The sequence below is a fragment of the Polyangiaceae bacterium genome (genome assembly GCA_020633205.1).
Taxonomy (GTDB): domain Bacteria; phylum Myxococcota_A; class Polyangia; order Polyangiales; family Polyangiaceae; genus JAHBVY01.
On record JACKEB010000010.1, the window covers coordinates 629,310 to 643,547 of the forward strand.

7 protein-coding genes are annotated in these 14,238 nt (G+C 64.1%); 6 read left to right on the plus strand and 1 reads right to left on the minus strand.

The annotated features are described in order from the left end of the window. Positions 1–68: 68 nt before the first annotated feature. Positions 69–956: a carbon-nitrogen hydrolase family protein gene (locus H6718_02585; GenBank protein MCB9584252.1), complete on the minus strand. Its 888-nt coding sequence runs from the start codon at positions 954–956 to the stop codon at positions 69–71. A gap of 403 nt (positions 957–1,359) precedes the next feature. On the opposite strand from H6718_02585, the gene H6718_02590 reads away from it, so the two are divergent. The 6 genes from H6718_02590 to nth all read left to right on the plus strand — a co-directional run bounded on the left by H6718_02590 (position 1,360) and on the right by nth (position 14,109). Continuing rightward, on the plus strand, positions 1,360–2,724 hold the full coding sequence (locus H6718_02590; GenBank protein MCB9584253.1) for a sigma 54-interacting transcriptional regulator: 1,365 nt from the start codon (positions 1,360–1,362) through the stop codon (positions 2,722–2,724). Positions 2,725–3,703: 979 nt separating this feature from the next. Then, positions 3,704–6,241, plus strand: a complete 2,538-nt coding sequence (gene bamA, locus H6718_02595; GenBank protein ID MCB9584254.1) for an outer membrane protein assembly factor BamA — start codon at positions 3,704–3,706, stop codon at positions 6,239–6,241. A 344-nt stretch (positions 6,242–6,585) separates the two neighbouring features. Next, complete coding sequence (locus tag H6718_02600; GenBank protein MCB9584255.1) at positions 6,586–7,917, plus strand: PQQ-dependent sugar dehydrogenase; 1,332 nt, start codon at positions 6,586–6,588, stop codon at positions 7,915–7,917. Between the two features lie 146 nt (positions 7,918–8,063). After that, a complete protein-coding gene (locus H6718_02605; protein ID MCB9584256.1) occupies positions 8,064–10,073 on the plus strand; it encodes a molybdopterin-dependent oxidoreductase in 2,010 nt (669 codons plus the stop codon). Positions 10,074–10,384: 311 nt separating this feature from the next. Beyond that, a complete protein-coding gene (gyrA, locus tag H6718_02610) occupies positions 10,385–13,111 on the plus strand; it encodes a DNA gyrase subunit A (protein ID MCB9584257.1) in 2,727 nt (908 codons plus the stop codon). Next, positions 13,108–14,109 (plus strand): endonuclease III, encoded by a 1,002-nt coding sequence (nth, locus tag H6718_02615; GenBank protein ID MCB9584258.1) that lies wholly within the window; start codon positions 13,108–13,110, stop codon positions 14,107–14,109. Before gyrA ends, nth begins: the two co-directional genes overlap by 4 nt. The last annotated feature ends 129 nt before the right edge of the window (positions 14,110–14,238 follow it).

Below are 14,238 nucleotides of genomic sequence, written 5' to 3' on the forward strand. Positions count from 1 at the left end.
CGGCGGCTACCTTCGAGCGGACAGTACCTCCGAGCAAGGCGGCTTGGAATCCACACGGAATTGAACGGCTACTTGAGCTTGCGATGCTGCAGGCAAGGCAGGCCCGCGCGCACCCGCGCGAGCTGATCTAGGTCCAAGTCGGCAAGGACGACGCCAACTCCGTCGGAGGCTTCGGCGACGATTTGGCCCCACGGATCGATGATCAGCGCGTGACCGTACGACGCGCGCCCTTCCGGGTGCTTGCCCCACTGCGCGGGTGCCACAACCCAGCACTGGTTCTCGATCGCGCGCGCGCGAAGCAAGACATGCCAGTGCGCCGACCCGGTCTGAGCGGTGAACGCCGCAGGCACGCTGATGACGTTCGCTCCCTGCTCCACTTGTCGCCGGTAGAGCTCAGGAAATCGCAGGTCGTAACAAACGGAGAGGCCGAGCCTCAGACCAAGCACTTCGGTTACAACGACCCGATCGCCTGCTTGCGTGGCGCGCGACTCACGCAAACTGGTTCCGTCCGGCAAGTCGATGTCGAAGAGGTGAAGCTTCCGGTAGTAGGCCGCTAGTCGTCCGTCGGGCCCAAGCAACGCCGAGGTGTTGAACGGGGGCGAACTCTCGCTGTCTGGAGTTTCCTGCTCTGCCTCCGCAGCCGGCGCCCGCTCAGGGAAACCTCCGAGAAGCAAATGCACCTGATGCCGCCTCGCAAGCTCGACCATGCGTGTCTGAATCGGGTGGGCCAGCGGCTCGTACTCGCTGCTCCCGATGAGCGGCTCCGCGATCTCGAGCTTCTGCGCCTCGGGGCCGAGGAACGCGAAGTTCTCTGGCAGCATCACCAGCGCGGCGCTTTCCGCCACAGCGCGCGCGACGAGTTCTTCAACAACGTCGAGGTTTGCTGACACGTCCGCGTTGGAGTTGAGTTGGAGCGCTGCGACGCGCACGCCCTTGCCAGCAACCAGGCTCGACATGCGGCGTGTTCTAGCGCTTTTTGACCCTTCCAGCGCCCGAGAACCTCTCTAGTGTCCTGTCTCCGTAGTTCGCTGCAAAACTCGCCCGCCCCCTGAGGGTGTGGGCGCACGAGTTTTGCGCCTTCGCACGACTTCTGAGACGAGGAAACGCTGTGTTCACTCGGTCAGCGAATCACAGATTCGCCTCACTACGCTCCCGAAGCGAGTACAATCCATGCACCTTCTGCGGGCCTGTTCCGTCTGAGCAAAAAACCCGTTACACCGCCTGAGCCGGGATCCAATTCGCCGCCAGGTCACGACCTCGGCCGGCGGGCGCCGGAGCCCCAGCCTCCCCCCAAAAATGAGCGATACGACGACCGGAGCCATGCAGCAGTTCGGAGCCCCGTCCTCCCCTCAAGGAGGCATGGGGCCCCGCTCGGGCTTGGTCTTGCTCTACGCGGATGAACACGCGAGCCTGCCGGGTGGCTGGGCGCTCACCCAGAGCCCAACGGTCATCGGCCGCGACGAGGGAGTCGATCTGTGCATTCCCGTACAGTCGGTATCTCGCCGCCACGCGGAAATTAGTTGGGAAGGTTCCCAGTGGATTCTGCGGGACCTCGGCTCTCGCAATGGAACGCTACTCGACGGCCAGCGAGTTCACGAAAGTCCACTGGAACCCGGCCAAGAGGTGCGAGTGGGCGACGTGCTGCTGAAGTACGTCGACAAACACGCAGAGCTGTACGCGGGGTATCAGCTTTCCGGGCGGATGTACGCCAACAGCGAGCGCAAGTGCCGCGAAGCATCGCAGCTGGTGGGCGGCTACCAAATGGATCGTATCGCCTCGGACGTCGAGCGCATCGCTCCGAGCACGCTCAGCGTCATGTTGCTGGGAGAGAGCGGCACCGGGAAGGAAGTCGTCGCCCGGGAGCTACATCGCTTCAGCGGGCGGCGGGGGAACTTCTGCGCGGTGAACTGCGCAGCGATCCCGGGTCAGCTCCTGGAGAGCGAGCTCTTCGGCTACAAGCGCGGCGCGTTTAGCGGCGCCCAACAGAACAAGCCCGGGCTGGTACAGACCGCACACAACGGCACGCTGTTACTGGACGAGATCGGTGATATGCCGCTTGAGGCGCAGGCCAAGCTCTTGCGTGTCCTCCAGTCCAAGGAAGTGTTTCCTCTCGGAGCCACCGCGCCTGAGCCCGTGGACGTACGCATCGTATGTGCGACGCATCGAGACCTATGGCGCCTTCAGCGCGACGGGACATTCCGCGAGGATCTATTCGCGCGCCTCAACGAGTATCAACTGCGCCTGCCTCCGCTGCGGGATCGCAAGGAAGACGTGTTCATGCTGCTGCAGGCCTTCCTGCAGCGACACGGTAGACCAGAGCTCGTCGCCTCGTTTCAGTTCATGCTTGGCATGCTGCACTACGACTGGCCATACAACGTGCGCGAGCTGGAGGCTGCGGTGAAGCGCTGTGTCGCGCTAGTCGAAGGTCACCGCCTCGACGGCGAGCACCTGCCGCCGCAGGTCGCCGAAGCAATGCAGGAGTACGGCAACCGACGGAGCGTGGACAGGTTCAGCGTGGACTCCGGGCCCTCTGGCCACTTCGACCGGGTCTCCAGCACTCCCAGCTCACGCAACACGGTACCCGACGAGCAACAACTCCGGGATCTGCTGCGGACCCACGCAGGCAACATCGCGGCCGTGGGCCGCGAGCTAGGGAAAGCGCGCATGCAGATCCATCGCTGGATGAAGCGCTACAACATCGAAGTCGACGACTACCGCAGCTAGGATTATTCCGCGCGGCAATCCGGCTCTCCAGCGACCAAGGCGCACGCCCGGCTCTCATCGGCGCACTTGCCAGCAACGCACGCGCGAACGCGTAGGGTCCTCTGGGAGCCGCACGCGCAACACACGCCGTTACACGTCGACGCCGTCTGGCACGGTCCTCCCGCCTGCCCCGCGTCTAGGGCCGGAACGCAAGCAGCGACAGCCACGCAGCCCAGGCTCTCGCTCGTGAGGCTGCCCCCTTCAAGGCTTCGTGACCGAACGACCCCGGCCGCGCACTCCGAGATGCGTTCCGACACTGCTCGGCGTTCGGCCAAGCAGGCGCCAACTGGGTCCCTCTTGAAGGTGCCAGCACACGGATGCGCTCTCGCGCACTCGATCAACTTTCCAAGTTCCCTCCCGGCGTGGGCATCGCGTCCCCGCTTCACGAGGTCCTGACATCGGCTCGCGCAGTCCGCTGGGTTGGAATTCGGGCACTGGGTCGACCCAGCGCAGACGATGTTGCAGTCCTCGAGCGCGAGCTCGGCCGGCTGATCCGGCTCGCAGCGACAGCCCACCAGCCAGCAACCCACTAACAGGCCGAAAAACGCCCGTGATCCGCGCTCACTCCGGCGAATTTTCCGAGCTTCCATGCATCGGACGGCGCAAGCGGTCGCGCTGCGAGCCGGCGCGCCGCGGCTTGCAGGGGGGCAGACCTGCCCAGGCGCACGTCGAGCCGACCCCAACCACCCGATCATCCCCAGCTTTCCCATCATTCGAACCTTGAGACCATGGCCGCTCTGAGCTACGCAGGCGCGCACCGCTGATCGGGAACGTTTCAGCTCGCCCAGCGGAGTTCCAGTGACAGTGTCCTGCGGGACGCGTTTTCTCTTCTAGTGCTTCGGCACCCTTGGCTCGACACCGGTCATCACGCCTCTAGTGAGGTCAGCCGGTAGGAGCAGCAGGTTTTCCTTAACCGAGTCGGAATCCAAGCCGCGTGAACATGCACCCAATCTACACGGCCGCCCGTGTGCTGCTGTCCTGGCTTGGCGGAACTCGCGCCCTACTCCGACTCGGAGCGGTGGGCGTCGCGCTCGGCATCCTGCTCGCGAGCGCCCCAGTGGAGGCTCAGGTTCCCGCCGCCGCTGCCGCTGGTGAAACCGAGCTTCCGCGTTCGGAAGCGGAAAAGGCGCGTGGGCTGCCAATCGCCCGCGTGGATGTGGCAGGCAATCGCCGCATCACGAAGGACGACATCATCAGCTACCTGCGGTCTCGGGTTGGTAGCAACTTCAGCCCGGAGACCCTGAGCCAGGACGTACGCGAGCTCTGGCAGTCAGGCTTCTTCGATGACGTCGAAGTCGATCTCGAACTCGAGGACGCAGGCGTTGGCCTGCGCTTCTTGGTCCGCGAGCGCCCGAGCGTCGCGGTGGTGGAGATCGAGGGCAACTCGGAAATCGACACCGATGACCTAACCGAGGCTTTGGAGGTCAAGGCCGGTAGCGTCCTCAGTTACCCCGCCGTGCGCCGCAGTATCCAGAAGATCCGCGACATGTACGCGGAGCAGGGGTACTTCCTCGCGGAAGCTAAAAGCGACGTCGTTCCTCAGAAGAACAACGAGGTGATCGTCAAGTTCACCATTCAAGAGCACGGCCAAGTCACGGTCAAGCGCGTCACCTTCATCGGCAACGACAGCATCCCCGACGCCGAGCTTCGGGCCGCGATGTTCACCGGCAACGCAGGCTTCTTCGCCTTCGGCTCAGGTGGACCATTCCGTCAAGACGCCTTCGAGCGGGACGTCGCGCTGATCAGCGCGCTGTACTACGACCGCGGCTTTCTCGCGGTGAGCGTGAACACTCCGCGAGTGATGCTCACTCCAGACCGCACGGGTATCGAAGTCAGCATCACCATCAACGAAGGCCCCCGCTTCCGCATCCGCCAGCTGCGCGTCTTCGAGCGTGGCGAGGACGGCAAAGAGGTCGAGCCCATTGGTGGGCGGCGAAACCTGCGCAACCTCGTGCGTGCGAAGCCCGGCGACTACTTCAACCGAGCCGAGCTCCTCGAGGACCTGCAAGCGGTGCGCACGCTGTACCGCGATCATGGCTACGCCAACGTCGAGGCCAACCCGCAGACCCCGATGAGCGAGAAGGAACACCTGGTGGACATCGTCGTCCCGGTGGTCCGCGGGCCGCTCGTTCACTTCGAGCGCATCGAAGTGCGAGGCAACAGCAAGACGCGGGACAAGGTGATCCGTCGGGAAATGGAGGTTGCCGAAGGCGAGCTCTTTCATGAGACGAACCTGGAAGAGTCGCGCCTTCGCATCACCTCGCTTGGCTACTTCGAGCGCGTCGATATCTCGACCGAGCAGGGGTCCGCTCCCGACAAGATGAACGTCTACGTCGAAGTCACGGAGCGCCCCACCGGCACATTCCAGGTCGGCGCTGGCTTCTCGAGTATTGAAAACTTCATCGCGACGGCGCAGGTCCAGCAAGCGAACCTCTTCGGCCGTGGCCAGAGCTTGTCTTTGCAAGCTCAGCTCAGCGGTATTCGTCAGCTGATCAACATCCGCTTCTTCGAGCCCTACTTCCTCGACAGCGACTTCTCGACCAGCGTCGATCTCTTCGATCAGCTGCGCATCTTCAACGACTTCTCTCAGCGCACCCGTGGCGGCAGCCTCACCTTCGGCTACCCGTTGGTCGAGCCGGAGCTGCGCGCATCGCTGACGTACACCCTCGAGCTCGACGAGATCACGACGCAGACTACGAACACATTCCTCGGCACCTCAAACGCCGTGAGCGTGTTCACCCGCCTGCCGCTCGCGAACCTGTTCAACGACGGCGTCACCTCGAGCATCAAGCCCGCACTGACCTACGACTCGCGAGACAACCGCCTCTTCCCGACGAAGGGTGTTTACCTGCGTGGCTCGACGGAGCTCGCGACCAACACCTTGGCGTCGGACAACGAGTTCCTGAAGCACACGCTAACCGGCCGCTACTACTACCCGCTCGGCGGTGGACTCGTGTTGAAGCTCAACCAAGAGCTCGGCCACGTCACGAGCCCGTCGGGTGAAGGTGTGCCGATCTTCACACGCTTCTTCTTGGGTGGCATCCTCGACCTCCGCGGCTACCGTTTCCGTACGGTTGGCCCCCGCCTCCCCCTCTACACCACCACCGATCCCAACGGTCGGCCGTTCTCCATCGGCGCCGCTATCGGTGGCAACCTGCAGTACTTCCAGAACCTCGAGCTCGAGTTCCCGATCATCGACAGCGTCGGGATCCGCGGCGTGGTCTTCACCGACGCTGGCAATGCCTGGAACCTCGAGGACATCTACTGCAAGGCCGCTGGCGCGGGCGTGCCGTACAAGGAGATCAGCCCCTGCTTCGATGGCCTCGACAGTCTGATCACCTTGCGTACATCGTACGGCTTTGGTGTTCGCTGGTTCTCGCCGCTTGGCCCGCTGCGCTTTGAGTGGGGTTTCCCGTTCAAGCCACTGCCCTACGAAGAGACGAGCGTCTTCGAGTTCACGATCGGCAACTTCTTCTAGCTCGAGCGTCTCGCTTGGGGGAGAGGAGCGCCGGTCGAGCACCCGGTGTGCACTGGAGTTGCGCGTCCAGCACGTAGCCCCGATCAACAGCCCTTGACCAGGCAGGAGGGCGTGGCGCTAGTCGCTCGCCTCCTGCACTGGTGAATTTCCATCGTGAAAACCGCTCGCTCTGATGGCCACAGCCCACATTGCAGGAAAGGCGTGGGGGCGCGCGCCTGCGGGTATGCGGCGCCGAGCGTGCGCGAAGCAGCGAACCGCTTGCCCATCCGCGACTCACCGCTCAAGCTGTCGGACGGCTTTTGGGGACGCGCCTTCGCTTGGCGTTTTGGATGAGGAGCACGCAGATGAGAGCTTGGTTGGTAGTAGGTACGGTTTCCCTCGGCGCTTTGTTGACAGCTGCGTGCGGAGACGACAGCTCGGGCGGTGGCGGCGCTGGTGGCACGGCGGGTACCGCGGGGAATGGCGGCGCGAGCGGCAACGGCGGCGCGAGCGGCAACGGCGGCTCGGCGGGCAACGCGGGCTCTGCGGGCAACGCAGGCAGCGCGGGCGCCGGTGGTACCGCGGGGAACGGCGGAACGGGTGGAACGGTGACCAACACGTGCACGGGTAACGCGCCCCCGTCGGTCACACTGACAGAGGTCGCGAGCGGGCTCAACGGGCCGATGGAAATGGTGGGGGACCCTCAAGACGTCAGCCGGATGTTCATCATCGAGCGCAACGGGCGCGTGCTGGTGAAGAACGGCACCGCCGATCCCAAGGTGGTGCTGGATATCACCAACAAGGTGAGCTCCAGCGGCGAAGGCGGCCTCCTCGGCCTCGCCTTGCACCCAAACTTCGGCCAGGCTGGCGAGCGGCGCTTCTATCTTAGCTACACGGAATCGGGCAGTCCCCTCACCTCGGTGGTGGCGGAGTACCAGATCTCGGGGAGCGATCCTGACGTCGCTGACGCGACGGAGAACCGCCTCTACACCATCGATCAACCCGCTTCCAATCACGACGGCGGCGACCTCGCCTTCGGCTCGGACGGCTACTTGTACGCCGCGTTCGGCGACGGCGGTGGCGGCAACGATCAGTACAAGAACGGGCAAGATCCAGCTACGCCACTCGGCGCGATCTTGCGCTTCGACGTGGAGAACCACCCGACACCTCCCGCTGGCAATCACCCGAGTCACGAGTACGTGTACCACTGGGGCGTGCGCAATCCGTACCGCATCAGCTTTGACCGCGGAAACGGCGATCTCTACTTTGGTGACGTGGGCCAGGACACCTGGGAGGAGGTCAACGCCGTCACAGCTGATTCCGGGCGGCACAACTTCGGGTGGAACATCATGGAAGGCATGCACTGTCGTGGCGGAGGCAACGGCTGCGACCAGACCGGCCTCACCCTGCCGCTGACGGAGTACTCGCACCAAGGTCAGGGCGACCTGTCAGTCACCGGTGGTGTCGTCTACCGCGGCACGAAGATCCCGGGGCTCGTCGGGCGCTACCTCTACGCGGACTTCTTCCTGGCACAGCTCCAGACCCTGGTGTTCACCGGCAGCGAGACATGCGACGAGTATCCGCTCACGACGACTGGCGAGTCGCTCGGCGGCGTGGTCGCATTCGGCGAGGACAAGGATGGTGAGGTCTACGTCGTCAGCCTCTACAACGGGAACATCCTGCGCATCGACCCCTGAGCCTGCCCAGAAGAACGTTACGCCGAAGCGTTCGGTAGCGTTATCGAGAGTGAGCGGGACAGCGAACACGCCGCCCGCTCACGTTTGCGCGCTCGCCGCAATAGCTCGACATGGCTTGGCGTTTTGTCGTCATGCTAAGCAAGACCATGGCGAACGCTTCGAGACCGACGACCGACACGACCGCCCCTAGCGAACACGGGCGAAACGTCGAGTTCCGCCGCACCACGTGCAATCGCGACTGTCCGGACGCTTGCGGGATCGTCGCGCGGGTTGAAGATGGGCGCATCACGAAGCTCTCAGGCGACCCAGAGCACCCCATCACCCAGGGTTTTCTCTGCTATCGCACAAACCACTTCCTCGGGCGCCAATACGCCGCGGATCGCCTGACCCAACCGCTCCTGCGCAAGCAAGGCGAACTCCAGCCGGTACCTTGGGAGGAAGCCCTGAGTTTCTGCGCGGAGAAGCTAAGCGCGATTCGCGCCGAGCACGGTCCGGCGGCAGTATTCAACTACCGGAGCGGCGGCAGCTTGGGCCTGTTGCTCAAGCTCACAGACTACTTCTGGGAGCTTTGGGGACCGGTTACGACCAAGCGCGGGGACATCTGCGGTGGCGCCGGCAATGCGGCTCAAGAGCTGGACTTTGGCGTCTCCGATAGCTCGGCGCCAGAGCTCCTCGAGCAAAGTAAACACGTCTTGCTCTGGGGAAAAAACGTTATCACCTCGGGGCCTCATCTGGTCCCCATCCTCAAGCGTGCCAAACAAGCCGGAGCGAAGCTCATGCTGATCGACCCGGTGAGCCAAACCAGCGCGAAGCTCTGCGACACGGTCGTGAAGCCGCGACCCGGCGGTGATTTCGCTCTCTGCATGGCTGCCGCGCGGATACTCTTCGAGCGCGGATGGATCCCAGCAGACGCGGCAGAATACATCGCCGGGATCCCGGAGTTCCGCACGCTGTGTGAGAGCAAGACACCAGAAGAGTGGTGCAACGAAGCCGACATCTCGCTGGCAGAAGCTGAGCTAATAGCCAGCGCGCTACATGAGGGCCCAACGGCGTCGCTGATCGGCTGGGGCCTCGGGCGCCGTACAGCTGGGGGAGCGGCGGTGCGCGCGATCGACGCCCTGAGCGCCCTCAGCGGAAACCTGGGTGTCCCGGGCGGAGGCGCCTCGTTCTACTATCGCCGGCGTGCCGCGTTCGACGACGGCCTGATCACCGGTGCTAGCGCGCGCACCATCCCGGAACCCTTGTTCGGCTCCGGGATCTTGGAAGCTTCGGATCCGCCCATCCGCGCCGTCTGGGTCACGGCAGGCAACCCGGTCGCGATGCTGCCAGACAGCGAAACCACCCGTCGAGCGCTGCAAGGGCTCGATCTACTCGTCGTCTGTGACTCTTTCCTCACGGATACGGCAGCGTTGGCAGATGTGGTGCTCCCAACGCCCACGCTGCTCGAGGCGGACGACCTGGTTGGCGCCTATGGGCACCACTACGTCTCGAGCGCCGTGCCGGTCGTGGCTCCCCCCGGGGACGTGAAGAGCGACCTGGAAATCATCCAGCTGCTGGCTGCGCACTTCAGCGCGACTCACCCCCAAATCCAGGCGCAAATGGCGGGGACCCCGCGGGAGTGGAAGGAGCGATTCCTTGGCCCAGGACTGCGCAGAGCCGGCGTGGATCTGGATACACTGGACAGGAGCGCGGTGGTGAACCCCGAGGCGCCCAGCGTGCTGTTTGCGGACCGGCGCTTCGCGACGGCGAGCGGCAAGGTCGAGCTGATCAGGGAGTTGCCCGTCCAGGCGCCGCCGCTCAGCCCGCGCTTTCCCCTACGCCTGATGGCGCTCTCCACTCCCCGTGCGCAGTCTTCTCAATGGGCGACCAAGCCGGAGCTACCCTTGGAGGCGCGTATCCATCCGGAAACAGCGAGTGGCTTCACGGACGGCGCTGTTGTCGATCTCGAGTCGGCTCACGGATCGATGCCCGTGCGTCTGGTGTTCGACCCGGACCAGCGTAAGGACGTGGCGCTGTTACCCAAAGGTGGACACCTCGCTTGGAACGCCTCGGCGAACGCGTTGATCACGGCGCAGCTGACTGATTTGGGTGAGGGCGGCGTGCTGTACGATGAGCCCGTTGGGCTACGCCCCCGCACACCGAGCAGCACCCCTTGAGACGCTTTGCAGGTGCGCTCAGTGCAAGCGCCAAGCGGCGCTGATTGCACTCCGCTCGACGCAGAAAACGGCGGCGTTTCGCGCGCCGTTTTCCTTTGCTTGGAAGTCTCCAGCGAAGGCTCCGCCGAGCCCCGAAAAGAAACTTACGCCGACGCCCAAAGCAGCTGAAATCACAGTGCTTTTAATGCTTCGTCGGGATTGCTACCGGGGCCCTTCTGGGGTACCTCGATGTGTCCCTGAGCAGAGGCGCGAGTTCGCGAGAAAAGTCGCGTTGAACGCGCGCTAGTCGCTTCGCAGGGCGACCGAGAAACATGTCAGACGAGACTCCCACCACACCCTCCTCCGACCAGCCAATCAGCATTCGCGATGAGATGCGCACGTCGTATCTCGACTACGCGATGAGCGTCATCATCGGCCGCGCCATCCCTGATGCGCGCGATGGCTTGAAGCCTGTTCACCGCCGCATCCTCTACGCGATGCGGGAGATGAACCTGACTCCCGGTAGCGGCTACCGCAAGTGCGCGAAGGTCGTTGGCGAGGTGCTTGGCAACTACCACCCGCACGGTGACGCGAGCGTCTACGACGCCCTCGTGCGCATGGCCCAAGACTTTTCCATGCGGTATCCGCTGGTAGACGGTCAGGGTAACTTCGGCTCCGTCGACGGCGACCCACCGGCTGCCTACCGCTACACCGAGTCGCGCCTGGCGCGCGTCGCGATGGAGCTCTTGACGGACATCGACAAGGACACCGTCGATTACACGTCCACCTTCGACGACCAGGGCACTGAGCCCACGGTGCTCCCGGCGCGCTACCCGAACCTGTTGGTGAATGGCTCCGGCGGTATCGCCGTCGGTATGGCGACGAACATCCCGCCTCACAACCTCAACGAAGTGATCGACGGCTGCATTCAGCTGATCGCCAACCCAGACCTGAGCATCGAGCAGCTGTTCGAGATCATCCCCGGCCCCGACTTCCCCACCGCGGGCATCATCTGCGGGCGCGGCGGCGCCTATCAAGCCTACAAGACGGGCCGCGGCAGCGTGGTGATGCGCGCGCGCAGCAACGTGGAGAAGGTGCAAGGCAGTGAGCGCGAGCAGATCGTGATCACCGAGCTGCCCTATCAGGTGAACAAGGCACGCCTGCACGCGAAGATCGGCAGCCTGATCCGCGAGAAGCGCATCGAAGGCATCCGCGAGGCAAGAGACGAGAGCGATCGCGACGGCATGCGTCTGGTGATCGAGCTGAAGAAAGACGTCTTCCCCGATGTCGTGTTGAACCAGCTCTACAAGCTGACCGACATCCAGACGTCCTTCGGCATCATCAACCTCGCCATCGTCGAGAACCAGCCGGAGGTGCTCGATCTAAAGACCACGCTGCAGCTGTTCGTGGATCACCGCCGCGAGGTGGTCACCCGGCGCACGCGCTTCGACCTGACCAAGGCTCAGGCCCAGCGGGAGTTGGTGGAAGGCCTCGGCATGGTCACCACCGACACGGACCTGGTGATCCAGACGATTCGTTCTTCAGCGGATCCCGACATCGCGCGCGAGCGCTTGATGAAGCTGCCCCTCAAGGGCCTCGAGGCGTTCGTCATTCGTGCGGGTCGCCCGGAAGAAGAGGTCGCGAGAGCCAAGGCCCGCGGTGACTACTTCCTCAGTGAGCGTCAAGCCAAGGCCATCTTGGACATGCGCCTCGCTCGCCTCACGGGCCTCGAAGCGGAGAAGCTCGCGAAGGAGTACGCCGACCTCAGCGATCTCATCGCGTTCCTCGAAGCCATCTTGGCCAGCGAGACACGCTTGATGGAGGTCATCGTTGACGAGCTCAACGAGGTCAAAGAGAAGCACGGTCAGCCTCGCCGCACGGAAATCATCGACGACGAGGCGGAGATCCAGATCGAGGATCTAATCCAGGAGGAAGAGATGGTCGTGACCATCTCCCACACCGGCTACATCAAGCGCACAGCGCTGAGCGTGTATCGTGCGCAGAAGCGCGGTGGCAAAGGTAACCGCGGCATGGAAGCGGCTGACGACGATTTCGTGAGCCAGCTCTTCATCAGCTCGACGCACAGCTACGTCCTGTTCTTCAGCGAGCGCGGTAAGGTCTACGTGAAGAAGGTGTACGAGATCCCGCAAGCCGCGCGGAACGCGAAGGGGCGCGCGATCGTCAACTTCATCGGCATCGAGCCTGGTGAGCGCGTGATGGCAATCACCATCGCGGAGAACTTCGACGACGGCCACTTCGTGACCACGCTGACCAAGAAGGGCCAGATCAAGAAGACCGCCCTCAGCGACTACCAGAACTACCGCGAGAAGGGCATCATCGGCGTGAAGATCGCCGAAGACGATGAGCTGCTCGCCGCGGTGATGACTGATGGCAACGCGGAGTTCTTGATCGCCACCAAGACGGGCAAGTCGATTCGCTTCGACGAGTCTCAGGTGCGTACCATGGGGCGTGGCGCAGGCGGCGTGAAGGCCATCGAGCTCGTCGACGACGACGTCGTGGTCGGCTTCGCGACGACGGGGCAACCGGGTCGTGACTCGGTGCTCGCGGTGTGCGAACGCGGCTACGGCAAGCGCACGCGCCTCGAAGAGTTCCGCCAGCAGAACCGCGGCGGCAAGGGCATCATCCTGATCGACGCGAGTGACCGCAACGGGCCAGTCGTCGGCATCGCGATCGTCGGCCCGAAAGAAGAGGTCTTGCTAATGACCGATCGCGGCCAGACGATTCGCACCCGCTGCGAAGAGATCCGTGAGACGGGTCGCAACGCCCAAGGCGTACGGGTGATGAACGTCGACGAGGAAGAGCGCGTAGTAGCCCTGGAAGTCGTCGCCGAGAGCGAAGACGACGACGAGGTCCTTGGCGCGGCGGACGGGGTTGGGGGTGAGGACAGCCTGGCTGACACCGAGACTGACTCCACCGACGCCGCAGCAGGCTCCGGCAGCGACGGAGAAGCAACAGGCGCAGACACCGCGACCGACACAGACACCGCGAGCGACGCCGAAAACGCTGGCGACGAGCTGGGTGAGCCGGAGTCCGAATGAGCCGAAAGCCGGCGCGCATCGCCCAAGCGCAGCGTATCTGCAAGGAAACGTTTGCCGCGCTGCGCGCCAAGCATCCCGACGCTCACTGCGAGCTCGACCATCAGTCTCCCTTCCAGCTCATCGTCGCCACGGTGCTGTCTGCGCAGACCACTGACGTACTGGTCAACCAGGTCACGCCGGAGCTGTTTCGCCGCTGGCCGACACCACAAGCGTTGGCGAAAGCGGAGCGTGGCGACGTCGAGCAGGTGCTCAGCCGCATGGGCATGTTCCGCCAGAAGGCGAAGAACATCACCTCGCTCGCAGGGCAACTGCTCGAGCGCCACGGCGGCGAGGTGCCTCGTAAGCTGGACGAGTTGGTTGCGCTCTCTGGAGTCGGGCGGAAGACGGCGAACGTGGTCCTGGGTGTCGCGTTCGGTGCGCCCGAAGGCGTTGTGGTCGACACGCATGTGCAACGCATCTCGCAGCGCCTCGGCTGGACTCAGGAAACCACTCCCGAGAAGATCGAGAGTGATCTGATGGGGCTCTTTCCTCGGGAGGACTGGGACATGCTCTCGCATACTCTCATCTTCCACGGTCGAAGGATCTGCGCCGCTCGGTCACCCGCCTGCGCCGCATGCCCCGTGACCGATGCTTGCCCCAACGCGTTCGCGGCCGAGAACGTCGGGCGCAAGCCGCCCCGCGCGCGACGGACGAACGACGGGCCGAGCGGCGGCGCCACCTCGGCGAACAAGAAAGCGGCGAAGAAAGCGCCTGCCAAGGCGTCAACGACCTTGAAGCCGATCAAGGCGAAAGCGCCCAAGGCAAAGCCCGCCAAGCCGAAGCCCGCCAAGCCGAAGCCCGCCACCGCAACGCCAGCAGCGCTCACCAAGGCAGCAAAACCAGCGCTGCCCAAGCAAGCAGAGGCGAAGCGGGCGAACGCGAAGCAGACGACGAACGCAAAGCAGGCGAACGCAACACCGACCAAACCACCAAAGCTCGCAAAGCGTTCACCAGCTTGACGCGCAACGCCACGGGCCGCCCGCCCCGACGCTAGCGTGAAGCGCCGAGCGCGTGCTGATTCCCACGGCGACGCGGTTGAGACTGCTGCGCGCCGCGGATAAGGTGCCGCTTGAATCCGCGCCGGCTGC

Coding starts and splice junctions, on each gene's coding strand:
- H6718_02585 (MCB9584252.1), bottom strand. CDS start 956: ATGTCGAGCCTGGTTGCTGGCAAGGGCGTGCGCGTCGCAGCGCTCCAA.
- H6718_02590 (MCB9584253.1), top strand. CDS start 1,360: ATGGGGCCCCGCTCGGGCTTGGTCTTGCTCTACGCGGATGAACACGCG.
- bamA (MCB9584254.1), top strand. CDS start 3,704: ATGCACCCAATCTACACGGCCGCCCGTGTGCTGCTGTCCTGGCTTGGC.
- H6718_02600 (MCB9584255.1), top strand. CDS start 6,586: ATGAGAGCTTGGTTGGTAGTAGGTACGGTTTCCCTCGGCGCTTTGTTG.
- H6718_02605 (MCB9584256.1), top strand. CDS start 8,064: ATGGCGAACGCTTCGAGACCGACGACCGACACGACCGCCCCTAGCGAA.
- gyrA (MCB9584257.1), top strand. CDS start 10,385: ATGTCAGACGAGACTCCCACCACACCCTCCTCCGACCAGCCAATCAGC.
- nth (MCB9584258.1), top strand. CDS start 13,108: ATGAGCCGAAAGCCGGCGCGCATCGCCCAAGCGCAGCGTATCTGCAAG.